The organism is Streptomyces sp. CNT372 (assembly GCF_000377145.1).
Genome location: NZ_KB897792.1, coordinates 1 through 12,919 on the forward strand (window position 1 = coordinate 1; position 12,919 = coordinate 12,919).

Genomic DNA, 12,919 nt, shown 5'->3' on the forward strand with positions numbered 1-12,919 from the left:
TAGGCCGAGGGCTTGTCCTCAGTTGCTCGCGTCCACTGTGTTAGTTCTGAAACAACGAACACCACCAATACTGTTGGCCGGGTGGTTGGTTCGTACAGTTTCATAGTGTTTCGGTGGTCATAGCGTTAGGGAAACGCCCGGTTACATTCCGAACCCGGAAGCTAAGCCTTTCAGCGCCGATGGTACTGCAGGGGGGACCCTGTGGGAGAGTAGGACACCGCCGAACAATTTTTGTCAGAAGGCCCTGGAACTTTGTTCCGGGGCTTTCTGTATTTCCGGACCCACGGCCGGCCAATCCCCCCCGACGCCAGCCCTCATGATGCCCCCTCAGGAGCCTCGTCCGTCCCGCATCGGTTTGGAACAGCCCGCACACATGGGCTATGCTTCATCTCGTTGCCGCGGGGAACACCCGAGGTCAACAGGCCCCTATAGCTCAGTCGGTAGAGCGTCTCCATGGTAAGGAGAAGGTCAACGGTTCGATTCCGTTTGGGGGCTCAGCAAAGAGAATCCCTCCCGCCGAAAGGCGGGAGGGATTTTTCTCATGGCATGAAGTGGCTCAGGCCGGGCCCGGCAGGGACTCCTTGTGCGGCTCGTGCACGCGCATCGCCAGGATCGCCATGTCGTCCGAGGCCGGCTCCGCCGCGAAGCGCTCCACCGCCCTCAGGACACGGGCGGCCACCGCTCCGGCCGTCAGGCCCGTGCACGTGGTCAGCACGTCCGTGAGGCCTTCGTCGCCCAGCATCCGCGTGCCCTCGCGGCGTTCCGTCACACCGTCCGTCACGCACAGCAGGACGTCGCCCGGGTCGAGGGTCACGACCTGCTCGTAGAGCTCCAGGTCGTCCATCACGCCGAGCAGGGGCTGCGGTTCGGCCGCCGGTTCCACCGTGCCGTCCTGGCGGAGGCGCAGCGGCAGGGGGTGGCCCGCGCAGACGACCTTCAGGATCGCGCTGCCGTCGGCCTGCGGCCACATCTCCCCGTACAGGAGAGTCAGGAAGCGGCTGCGCGCGCCCTCGTCGAGGATGGCCGCGTTCAGGCGCTCCAGGACCGCCGGGCCGGTGAAGCCCTCGCGGGCGAGGAGACGCAGCGCGTGGCGGGCGAGGCCGGTGACCGCCGCGGCCTCCGGGCCCGTGCCGCAGACGTCGCCGATGGCGAAGCCGTAGGCACCGTCGCGGATCGGGAACAGGTCGTAGAAGTCGCCGCCGACCTCGTTGCCCTCGCCGGCCGCCCGGTAGATGACCTCGACCTCGACGCCCGGGATCGACGGCAGCTCCGGCGGCAGCAGGCTGCGCTGGAGGGACTGGCTGATGGAGACGCGCTCCGAGTACAGCCGGGCGTTGTCCAGGGCCAGGGCGGCACGGCGCGAGAGGTCCTCCGCCAGTTCCAGGATCTCCTGGCGGAAGTGGTCGTCGGAGGGCTTGCCGAGGGTCAGCATGCCGATGACCCGGTTGCGGGCGACGAGCGGCAGGACCACCGTCTCCCCGCCGACGGCCGCCGCGGTCGCCTGCGTCGCCCCGATGCCCGAGGAGACCGGCGGGAGCGTACCGAGGCCCAGTTCCCGCTTCGAGGCCAGCAGCGCCGCGCGCTGGCCCGCCTGCGCCGGCGCGTTCCACACCCGGGCGCCCGGGGCAGCGATCGGCTCCGGCGGGTCGATCCGGGAGAGCAGGGCCTTGAGGTCGTCGATGCGCTCCTCGTCCTCGTGCAGGACGTAGGAGAGGTACGGCTCCGAGGCCGGGTCGGCGATCGTGTAGACCGCGCACCAGGTGGCGAGGGTGGGGACCGTCATCTGCGCCATCAGCGCCAGGGTCTGGTCCCGGTCGAGAGTGCCGGCCAGCAGGTCGGACGCCTCCACCAGGAAGGAGAGGGACCCGCGGCGCAGCCGCTCCAGCTCTCCCAGGCGGGCCGACTCCACCGCGAGCGCGATGCGGTCCGCGGCGAACTGGAGGCGCAGGGCCTCCTCGTTGGAGTAGCGGCCCGCGGACTCGGCGGCGACGCCGAGGGATCCCGTGAGGCGCCCTTCGACCTTGAGCGGGACGGTCACGACCGAGCGCATCCCGGTCGAGCTGAGCAGGGGCACGGCCCCCGGCACGGCCGACAGGTCCTCGTGGACCGCGGGCATCCGGGCCGAGCCGTACCGTCCGGTGCCGGCCTCGACCGGGACGCGGGCGAAGCGCTGGCGGGCCGAGGGCAGGCCCGTCGTGGCGCGGACCTCCAGTTCCGTCTCGTCGTCCGTGGCGAGGAGCAGGAAGGCGGCGTCGCCGTCGAGCATGTCGCGGGCGCGTTCCACGGTGCGCTGGAGGAGGCCGTCCAGGTCGTCGGGGGCCGGTGAGCCGATGAAGACCTCGAACGGGTCGCTGGAGCGGTGGTCGGCTCCGGCTTCCGCGGCCGCGTTGCGCTGCGGGGTCTGGAGGACGGCCCGCTCGTCGTCCCGTACCAGCAGACAGACGGTCGACGGCTCGCCGTTGGTGTCGCGTACGCGCAGGTGGGAGGCGTAGACGGGGATCACCCGGCCGTCGGCGCCGCGGATGCCGTAGCTGCCCTCCCAGCGGGAGAGCTGAAGCGCCTCGGCGATGCCGGTGCCGGTGCCGGGGGTGTGCGGCCAGGCCGCGAAGTCCGTGAGGGGCTTGCCGAGGACCTGGTCGGCCGGGTAGCCGAAGAGGTGTTCCGCGTCCTCGTTCCACACGGAGATGGTGCCGGTGCGGTCGATCTGGGCGACGGCGACGCGGACGCGTTCCTCGGCGACCGGGAGCATCGAGGTGGGCAGCGCCGGGCCGGCGGAGCGGGTGCCGACGCTGCGCTGGGGGAGGTCGAGCTGGAACCAGACCTGCTTGTGGGTGGGGGTGTACTCGACGCCCCAGCGGGAGGCGAGGGCCGCACAGAGCAGCAGGCCCCGGCCGTTCTCCCGGTCGAGGCTGCCCAGGGGGCTGCCGGTGCCCTGGATGGGGATCTCGCGCTCGGGGTAGCGGTCGCCGACCTCGACGCGGACGCCGTCCTCGCTGCGCAGGCAGAGCACATCGGCCGCGGTGCCCGCGTGGATGACGGCGTTGGTGACCAGTTCGCTGGTGAGGACCACCGCGTCGTCGACCACGTCGGCGAACCCCCAGCCCTGGAGGGTGTCGCGGACGAAGGCCCGGGCGGTCGCGACGGACCGCCCGACCGGATCGAAGGTGGCGGCCGCCCGCGCGGTGATCACAGAACTCCTCGTACGCGTCTCGACGCCCGGCTCTGCCATGATCGGCTGGTTCCTCCCCGTGCCCGGTGGTGTGAGCGCATCATTCCGCCCCTGCCGGGCGGACCGGGGCGGTTGGACAGCCGGATGCCAGGTTACTTACCTTCGCTGTCCGAGCGGATGCCGGTTGTGGCTGTTTCCGCCCTGTGGGTGTGGGGACGCTATGCGAAGCTGCCGAACTGTTATGGCCAGGTTCCGGCATGGTGAAACACTGGGCAGGCTTCCTGAGACAGCCCAGGCAGTACGGTCAACCCCTGCGGGAGGGACACGGTGGAGTCTGGCGCGACGGCGCGGGCGAAGGACACGCGTGCGAAAGGCGGTCGTTCCCGGAACAGCGGGACGACCGAGGTCGACACGGCGGCCCTGAACCGCTTGCTGGCAGCCCTGGTGACGATGCGGGACGGCAACTTCCGCCGTCGCCTGACGGTGTCGGGCGACGGCGTCATGGCCGAGATCGCCGCGGTCTACAACGAGGTCGCGGACCGCAATCTCCATCTGACCGGGGAGATCGCCCGCGTCCGCAGGGTCGTCGGCCGTGAGGGAAAGCTCACGGAACGGCTGGAGACCGGCGCCTGCGAGGGCTCCTGGGCGGCCGCCGTCGACGCCGCGAACGAGCTGGTGGACGATCTGGCCCGGCCGGTGTCCGAGGTCGGTCGGGTGCTGTCCGCGGTCGCCGAGGGCGACCTGGAGCAGCGGATGGAGCTGCGCTCGCACTCCACGGACCCGCAGGACGGCACGGTGCGTCCGCTGCGCGGCGAGTTCCTGAAGGTCGCGCGGACCGTGAACAGCCTGGTGGACCAGCTCTCCGCGTTCACCGACGAGGTGACCCGCGTCGCCCTGGAGGTGGGTACCGAGGGCAAGCTCGGCGGCCAGGCGCAGGTGCGGGGCATGTCCGGGTCGTGGAAGGACCTCACCGACTCCGTCAACACCATGGCGCACCGGCTGACCGCGCAGGTGCGGGACATCGCGCTGGTGACCACGGCGGTGGCCAAGGGCGATCTGTCGCAGAAGGTCACCGTCCACGTGGCCGGCGAGATGCTGGAGCTGAAGAACACCGTCAACACGATGGTGGAGCAGCTCCAGTCCTTCTCCTCCGAGGTGACGCGGGTGGCGCGGGAGGTGGGCACCGAGGGTGAGCTGGGTGGTCAGGCGACCGTGCCCGGGGTCGCCGGGGTGTGGAAGGACCTGACCGACTCCGTCAACACGATGGCCGGAAATCTCACCAACCAGGTACGCGGCATCGCCGAGGTGACGACGGCGGTGGCCAACGGCGATCTGTCCCAGAAGGTGACGGTGAGCGCGCGCGGCGAGGTCGCCCAGCTCGCCGAGACGATCAACCAGATGACGGAGACGCTGCGTACCTTCGCCGACGAGGTGACGCGGGTCGCGAGCGAGGTCGGTGCCGAGGGTCTGCTCGGCGGCCAGGCGCAGGTGCCGGGCGCGGCGGGCACCTGGAAGGACCTCACCGATTCGGTGAACACGGCGTTCCGGAACCTGACGGGTCAGGTGCGGGACATCGCGCAGGTGACGACGGCGGTCGCGAACGGCGACCTGTCGCAGAAGGTCACCGTGGACGTGGCCGGCGAGATGCTGGAGCTGAAGAACACCGTCAACACGATGGTCGACCAGCTCCAGTCCTTCGGTTCCGAGGTCACCCGCGTGGCGCGGGAGGTCGGTGTCGAGGGCCGCCTCGGGGGCCAGGCCGAGGTGCCGGGCGCGGCGGGTACGTGGAAGGACCTCACGGACTCGGTGAACACGGCGTTCCGGAACCTGACGGGTCAGGTGCGGGACATCGCGCAGGTGACGACGGCGGTCGCGAACGGCGACCTGTCGCAGAAGGTCACCGTCAACGTCGCGGGCGAGATGCTCGAGCTGAAGAACACCGTCAACACGATGGTGGCGCAGCTCTCCAACTTCGCCGACCAGGTCACGCGGATGGCTCGGGACGTGGGCACGGAGGGCCGCCTCGGCGGTCAGGCGCGCGTGGACGGCGTCAGCGGCACCTGGAAGGAGCTGACGGACTCCGTCAACTTCATGGCCGGGAACCTGACCTCGCAGGTGCGCCAGATCGCGCAGGTGACGACGGCCGTGGCGCGCGGTGACCTGTCGCAGAAGATCGACGTGGACGCGCGCGGCGAGATCCTGGAGCTGAAGAACACCATCAACACGATGGTCGACCAGCTTTCCGCGTTCGCCGAGCAGGTGACCCGGGTGGCCCGTGAGGTGGGCACGGACGGCCGTCTCGGCGGCCAGGCGCAGGTGCCGGGCGTCGCCGGCGTGTGGCGTGATCTGACGGACTCGGTGAACGGCATGGCCGAGAACCTCACCGGTCAGGTGCGCAACATCGCGCAGGTCGCCACGGCGGTCGCACGCGGTGACCTGTCGCAGAAGATCGACGTGGACGCGCGCGGCGAGATCCTGGAGCTGAAGAACACCCTGAACACCATGGTCGACCAGCTCTCGAACTTCGCGGAGCAGGTGACCCGGGTGGCGCGCGAGGTGGGCACCGAGGGCATTCTCGGCGGTCAGGCGGAGGTCCAGGGCGTCTCGGGCACCTGGAAGGACCTCACCCAGTCGGTGAACTTCATGGCGAACAACCTGACCAGCCAGGTGCGCAACATCGCCGAGGTCACCACCGCGGTCGCCAAGGGCGATCTGTCGAAGAAGATCACCGTCGACGCCAAGGGCGAGATCCTGGAGCTGGTGACGACCGTCAACACGATGGTCGACCAGCTCTCCGACTTCGCCGACGAGGTGACCCGGGTGGCCCGTGAGGTGGGCACCGAGGGCGTGCTGGGCGGTCAGGCGCGGGTGCGCGGGGTGACCGGCATCTGGAAGGACCTGAGCGACAACGTCAACCTGATGGCCAACAACCTGACGAACCAGGTGCGGAACATCGCGCGGGTGTCGTCCGCGGTGGCCAACGGTGATCTGTCGAAGACGGTGACCGTGGAGGCGCGCGGCGAGGTCGCGGAGCTCGCGGACACGGTGAACACGATGGTGCGCACGCTGTCCTCGTTCGCCGACGAGGTGACCCGGGTGGCCCGTGAGGTGGGCACCGACGGCCGCCTGGGCGGTCAGGCGCATGTCCCGGGCGTGTCGGGGACGTGGAAGGACCTGACCGAGTCGGTGAACTCGATGGCGTCCAACCTGACGGGGCAGGTGCGGCAGATCGCGACGGTCACCACGGCGATCGCGAAGGGCGATCTGACCCGCAAGATCGACATCGACGCCCGGGGCGAGATCCTGGAGCTGAAGACCACCATCAACACGATGGTCGACCAGCTCTCCTCCTTCGCGGAGGAGGTCACCCGGGTGGCCCGTGAGGTGGGCACCGACGGGCAGCTCGGCGGTCAGGCGCGGGTGCGGGACGTGGACGGCACCTGGCGGGACCTCACGGAGTCGGTGAACGAGATGGCCGGGAACCTGACCCGGCAGGTCCGCGCCATCGCGGCCGTGGCCACGGCGGTGACCCGCGGCGATCTCAATTTGAAGATCGACGTGGACGCGGCCGGCGAGATCCAGGTCCTCCAGGACAACATCAACACCATGATCGCGAACCTGCGCGACACCACCCTCGCCAACGAGGAGCAGGACTGGCTGAAGGGCAACCTGGCCCGGATCTCCGGTCTGATGCAGGGCCGCCGGGACCTCGACGACGTCGCCTCGCTGATCATGAGCGAGCTGACGCCGGTGGTCTCCGCGCAGCACGGCGCGTTCTTCCTGGCGATGCCGACGGGCAGCAGCTCGGACGTGTCCTCGGGCGGGGAGTCGTACGAGCTGATCATGCGCGGCAGTTACGGCTACTCGGCGGGGCTGATGCCCACATCGTTCCGGCCGGGGGAGACCCTGATCGGGACGGCGGCCGAGGAGAAGCGGACGATCCAGGTCAATGTGCCGCCGGGTTATCTGAAGATCTCCTCGGGGCTGGGGGAGGCGCCGCCGGCGTATGTGATCGTGCTGCCGGTGCTGTTCGAGGGGAAGGTCCTCGGGGTGATCGAGCTGGCCTCGTTCCAGCCGTTCACGCAGATCCAGCGGGACTTCCTCAACCAGATCGCCGAGATGATCGCGACGAGCGTCAACACGATCAGTGTGAACACCAAGACCGAGGTGCTGCTGAAGCAGTCGCAGGAGCTGACCGAGCAGCTGCGGGAGCGGTCGGCGGAGCTGGAGAACCGGCAGAAGGCGCTCCAGGCGTCCAACGCGGAGCTGGAGGACAAGGCCGAGCTGCTGGCGCAGCAGAACCGCGACATCGAGGTGAAGAACACCGAGATCGAGGAGGCCCGGCAGGTCCTGGAGGAGCGGGCGGAGCAGCTCGCGGTCTCCATGCGCTACAAGTCGGAGTTCCTGGCGAACATGTCGCACGAGCTGCGGACGCCGCTGAACTCCCTGCTGATTCTGGCCAAGTTGCTGGCGGACAACCCGGACACCAACCTCTCGCCGAAGCAGGTGGAGTTCGCCGAGACGATCCACGGCGCGGGCTCCGACCTGCTCCAGCTCATCAACGACATCCTCGACCTGTCGAAGGTCGAGGCGGGCAAGATGGACGTGAGTCCGACCCGGATCGCTCTGGTGCAGCTGGTGGACTATGTGGAGGCGACGTTCCGGCCGCTGACCGCGGAGAAGGGCCTCGACTTCTCGGTGCGGGTCTCCCCGGAGCTGCCGGCCACCCTGCACACGGACGAGCAGCGGCTCCTCCAGGTGCTGCGGAACCTGCTGTCGAACGCAGTGAAGTTCACCGACAGCGGTGCGGTGGAGCTGGTGATCCGGCCGGCGGGCACGGACGTGCCGCAGTCGATCCGGGAGCAGCTATTGGAGGCGGGTTCCCTCCAGGACGCGGACGCCGACCTGATCGCGTTCTCGGTGACGGACACCGGCATCGGGATCGCCGCGGGCAAGATGCGGGTGATCTTCGAGGCGTTCAAGCAGGCGGACGGCACCACGAGCCGCAAGTACGGCGGCACCGGACTCGGGCTGTCCATCAGCCGGGAGATCGCGCGGCTGCTGGGCGGTGAGATCCACGCGGCGAGCGAGCCGGGCCGGGGCTCGACGTTCACGCTCTACCTGCCGCTGCACGCCGGTGAGCTGCCGCCGCAGGGATACCCGCAGCCCGCGCCGGGGACCGGGGCGGAGCTGCCGGCCGAGGAGGACGGTGCCCGGGACTCCGGTGCAAAGGCGGGCGGGCCCGCCCGCCGCCAGCCGGCGGCGCCGGGTCCGGCCGCGCTGTTCCGGCGCCGTCGCAGGGCCCTGGAGCCGGCTGAGCCGGCGCGTCGGGAGAGCGGCGAACCGCAGCGGGAGCCGGAGTCGGAGTCGGCCGAGCAGGCGCCGGAGCAGCGCCGGGTGTTCGCCTTCGACGGGGAGAAGGTCCTCATCGTGGACGACGACATCCGCAACGTCTTCGCGCTGACCTCGGTTCTGGAGCAGCACGGTCTGTCGGTGCTGTACGCGGAGAACGGGCGCGAGGGCATCGAGGTGCTGGAGCAGCACGACGACGTCACGGTGGTGCTGATGGACATCATGATGCCGGAGATGGACGGGTACGCGACGACGACGGCGATCCGGCGGATGCCGCAGTTCGCGGGCCTGCCGATCATCGCGCTGACGGCGAAGGCGATGAAGGGGGACCGGGAGAAGGCGATCGAGTCGGGCGCCTCCGACTACGTCACGAAACCGGTCGACCCCGATCATCTTCTGTCGGTGATGGAGCAGTGGATGACCGCGAAGTGACCGCTCGTTGCATGAAGTGATACCTCGTGGTGATCGAGTCCGTCCGAATGCGTGTGGGGGAGGGTATTGCGGGGAACGATCCGGTCTCCCCCCACGTTTTCGGTACGTGCACAGTGACATCACGGTGACAGGGTGTGGCGACGGGCGGGGTGCGGCTACCATGACCGGCACAAGGACGGGCGACGCAAGGGAGTCGTCCCCTGGGGCGGCGCCCGGTGCGTCCTCCGGCTCTCTGAGCTGGAGAGACCCCATGCCGGGGCGAGGAGGACGGGGCATGGTGCAGAAGGCCAAGATCCTCCTGGTCGATGACCGGCCGGAGAATCTGCTGGCGTTGGAGGCCATCCTCTCGGCGCTCGATCAGACACTGGTGCGGGCATCGTCAGGGGAGGAAGCGCTCAAGGCGCTGTTGACGGACGATTTCGCGGTCATCCTGCTGGACGTCCAGATGCCGGGGATGGACGGATTCGAGACCGCCGCGCACATCAAGCGGCGCGAGCGCACCAGAGACATCCCGATCATCTTCCTCACGGCGATCAACCACGGACCGCACCACACCTTCCGCGGCTACGCGGCGGGCGCGGTGGACTACATCTCGAAGCCCTTCGACCCGTGGGTGCTGCGGGCCAAGGTCTCCGTGTTCGTCGACCTCTACATGAAGAACTGCCAACTCCGGGAGCAGGCGGCGCTGCTGAGGCTCCAGCTGGAGGGCGGCGGTCAGGCCGACAGCGGCGCCGGCCGGGAGCCCGCCGGTTTGCTGGCGGAACTGTCCGCGCGCCTCGCGGCAGTTGAGGAGCAGGCCGAGGCGCTCTCCAAGCAGCTCGACGACGACTCGGCGGACGCGGCGGCGGTCGCCACCGCCGCCCATCTGGAGCGCAAGCTGACCGGCCTGCGCCGCGCCCTCGACGCACTGGAGCCCGGCACGGGCGGCGGCGCACCGAGCCTTCCGTCGCAGGGCTGAGCCCGGCCGCCGCGCACGGACGGCCCGTAGGGCCGTGGTCGGCCGCGCACCTTCACGGGCGTGAACTCCCGTGAAGGTGCGTCAGTTCACCGCCCCCACGGGCGCGACACGTTCGGGTGAAGCAGTGGTCACTCGTGTCCCTCGGGGCCCGCACCGGTAACCTCACCACCATGGCCTCACGTACGTCCGGCAAGGGTTCCCAGGGCACGGCGGGCACCGCGAAGCCGCGCGCCGGCCGGACGACCGGTGCCGCGAAGAAGGCGGCACCCGCGAGGACGCCCGCCAAGAAGGCGTCCCCCGCGAAGAAGCCCCCCGCCAAGAAGGCGCCCGCGAAGAAGGCGGCGGCCCGCAAGGCGCCCCCGCCCGGGCCCGCGCCCTCCCCGACGGGTGGCATCTACCGCCTGGTCCGTGCCGTGTGGCTCGGCGCGGCCCATGCGGTCGGCGCCCTGCTGCGCGGAATAGGGCGCGGCGCCAAGGGACTTGACCCGGCCCACCGCAAGGACGGCCTCGCCCTGCTCCTCCTCGGTCTCGCGCTCGTCGTGGCGGCGGGCACCTGGTCCAACCTCAAGGGCCCGGTCGGCGACCTCGTCGAGATGCTCGTCACCGGAGCCTTCGGGCGGCTGGACCTCCTCGCGCCCGTCCTGCTGGGCGCGGTCGCCGTGCGCCTGATCCTCTATCCCGAGAAGCCCGAGGCCAACGGGCGCATCGTCATCGGCCTCTCCGCGCTCGTCATCGGCGTCCTCGGCCAGGTCCACATCGCCTGCGGCTCCCCGGGGCGGGGCGAGGGCACCAAGGCCATACAGGACGCCGGCGGCCTCATCGGCTGGGGCGCGTCACAGCCGCTGGTCTTCATGACGGGCGAGGTCCTCGCCGTCCCGCTGCTGGTGCTGCTCACCGTCTTCGGTCTGCTCGTCGTCACCGCGACCCCGGTCAACGCCATTCCGCAGCGCCTGCGCCTGCTCGGGACCAAGCTCGGGCTGGTCGACCCGCCGCCCGGGGAGGGCACCGGGTACGGGCCGGACGACGAGCGGTACGAGGAGCAGTGGCGCGAGGCCCTGCCTGCCCCCGGGCGCCGCGCGCGCGGCGCCCGGCCCGCCGACTACGACCCGGACGGCGCCGAACAGGACGCCCTGGAGCGCCGCCGGCGCCCGCGCCGCCCCTCCGCCCAGCCCGACGCGGGCCACGGCATGGACCCGGTCGACGTGGCCGCCGCCGCGGCCGCCGCGCTCGACGGCGCGGTCCTCAACGGCATGCCCCCGTCCCCGGTCGTCGCCGACCTCACCCGTGACGTGACCGCGGACCGGCAGCGCGCCGCCTCCCCGGTGCCCTCCGCACGCGAGCCCGGGGAACGCGAGGAGCGGGACCACGAGCCGGCGAAGCGCCCGGCCGCCGGGGAGCGGACCCCGGGCGGCAGCGCCGTCCCCGACCTGACCAAGCCCGCCCCGGACACCTCCCAGCCGCTGCCCGCGCGCGCCGAACAGCTCCAGCTCTCCGGCGACATCACCTACTCCCTGCCCTCCCTCGACCTGCTGGAGCGCGGCGGCCCCGGCAAGACCCGCAGCGCCGCCAACGACGCGGTGGTCGCCTCCCTCACCACCGTCTTCACCGAGTTCAAGGTCGACGCGGCCGTCACCGGCTTCACCCGCGGCCCGACGGTCACCCGCTACGAGGTCGAGCTCGGCCCCGCGGTCAAGGTCGAGAAGATCACCGCCCTGACCAAGAACATCGCCTACGCGGTCGCCAGCCCGGACGTGCGGATCATCTCCCCGATCCCGGGGAAGTCCGCCGTCGGCATCGAGATCCCCAACAGCGACCGCGAGATGGTCAACCTGGGGGACGTGCTCCGCCTCGCCGAGGACGACGACCCGATGATGGTCGCGTTCGGCAAGGACGTCGAGGGCGGCTACGTCATGCACAGCCTGGCGAAGATGCCCCACATGCTGGTCGCCGGCGCGACCGGCTCGGGCAAGTCCTCCTGCATCAACTGCCTGATCACCTCGATCATGATGCGGGCCACCCCCGAGGACGTCCGGATGGTCCTCGTGGACCCCAAGCGCGTCGAACTGACCGCCTACGAGGGCATCCCGCACCTGATCACCCCGATCATCACCAACCCGAAGCGGGCCGCCGAGGCCCTCCAGTGGGTGGTGCGCGAGATGGACCTGCGCTACGACGACCTCGCCGCCTTCGGCTACCGGCACATCGACGACTTCAACCGGGCCGTGCGCGACGGCAAGGTCACACCGCCCGAGGGCAGCGGGCGCGAGCTCCAGCCCTACCCGTACCTGCTGGTCATCGTCGACGAGCTGGCCGATCTGATGATGGTCGCGCCCCGGGACGTCGAGGACGCCATCGTGCGCATCACCCAGCTCGCGCGCGCGGCCGGCATCCACCTGGTCCTGGCCACCCAGCGCCCCTCCGTCGACGTGGTCACCGGTCTCATCAAGGCCAACGTGCCCTCCCGGCTCGCGTTCGCGACCTCCTCCCTCGCCGACAGCCGGGTCATCCTCGACCAGCCCGGCGCCGAGAAGCTCATCGGCAAGGGCGACGGGCTGTTCCTGCCGATGGGCGCCAACAAGCCCACCCGTATGCAGGGCGCCTTCGTCACCGAGGACGAGGTCGCGGCCGTCGTCCAGCACTGCAAGGACCAGATGGCGCCGGTCTTCCGGGAGGACGTCGTCGTCGGTACCAAGCAGAAGAAGGAGATCGACGAGGACATCGGCGACGACCTCGACCTGCTGTGCCAGGCGGCCGAGCTGGTCGTCTCCACCCAGTTCGGGTCCACCTCGATGCTCCAGCGGAAGCTGCGCGTGGGCTTCGCGAAGGCGGGCAGACTCATGGACCTGATGGAGTCACGGAACATCGTGGGCCCCAGTGAGGGCTCCAAGGCCCGCGACGTGCTGGTGAAACCGGACGAACTGGATGGAGTGCTCGCCGTGATCCGCGGAGAGACTCACTCGTAAGGGATACGCGGGCAACCGTTTCCCCTCGTCGTACGTCAAGTTGGA

The 12,919-nt window shown here is 70.3% G+C and carries 4 protein-coding genes, 1 tRNA gene and 1 rRNA gene; 5 read left to right on the forward strand and 1 reads right to left on the reverse strand.

Annotated elements, in window-relative coordinates; all coding sequences use genetic code 11:
• The first annotated feature begins 109 nt into the window (after nt 1-109).
• Both rrf and C593_RS0126360 read left to right on the forward strand, forming a co-directional pair.
• Nucleotides 110-226: ribosomal RNA gene (gene rrf, locus C593_RS0126355) — 5S ribosomal RNA — on the forward strand.
• Between the two features lie 196 nt (nt 227-422).
• Nucleotides 423-495: transfer RNA gene (locus C593_RS0126360), tRNA-Thr, on the forward strand.
• Between the two features lie 61 nt (nt 496-556).
• Here C593_RS0126360 and C593_RS0126365 read toward each other — a convergent pair.
• Nucleotides 557-3,229 (reverse strand): SpoIIE family protein phosphatase, encoded by a 2,673-nt coding sequence (locus tag C593_RS0126365; protein ID WP_037747229.1) that lies wholly within the window; start codon nt 3,227-3,229, stop codon nt 557-559.
• 267 nt (nt 3,230-3,496) lie between these two features.
• On the opposite strand from C593_RS0126365, the gene C593_RS0126370 reads away from it, so the two are divergent.
• The 3 genes from C593_RS0126370 to C593_RS0126380 all read left to right on the forward strand — a co-directional run bounded on the left by C593_RS0126370 (nt 3,497) and on the right by C593_RS0126380 (nt 12,874).
• Nucleotides 3,497-8,953, forward strand: coding sequence for a HAMP domain-containing protein (locus C593_RS0126370; protein WP_018850327.1), 5,457 nt, complete (start codon nt 3,497-3,499; stop codon nt 8,951-8,953).
• A 274-nt stretch (nt 8,954-9,227) separates the two neighbouring features.
• A complete protein-coding gene (locus C593_RS0126375) occupies nt 9,228-9,911 on the forward strand; it encodes a response regulator (RefSeq protein WP_018850328.1) in 684 nt (227 codons plus the stop codon).
• A 170-nt stretch (nt 9,912-10,081) separates the two neighbouring features.
• Entirely contained in the window at nt 10,082-12,874 is a 2,793-nt protein-coding gene (locus C593_RS0126380) for a DNA translocase FtsK (RefSeq protein WP_078521932.1), read from the forward strand.
• Nucleotides 12,875-12,919 lie beyond the last annotated feature (45 nt).

Excerpts from the sequence above, each read along its gene's own strand:
- C593_RS0126365 (WP_037747229.1), bottom strand. The coding sequence starts at position 3,229 with ATGGCAGAGCCGGGCGTCGAGACGCGTACGAGGAGTTCTGTGATCACC.
- C593_RS0126375 (WP_018850328.1), top strand. The coding sequence starts at position 9,228 with ATGGTGCAGAAGGCCAAGATCCTCCTGGTCGATGACCGGCCGGAGAAT.
- C593_RS0126380 (WP_078521932.1), top strand. The coding sequence starts at position 10,082 with ATGGCCTCACGTACGTCCGGCAAGGGTTCCCAGGGCACGGCGGGCACC.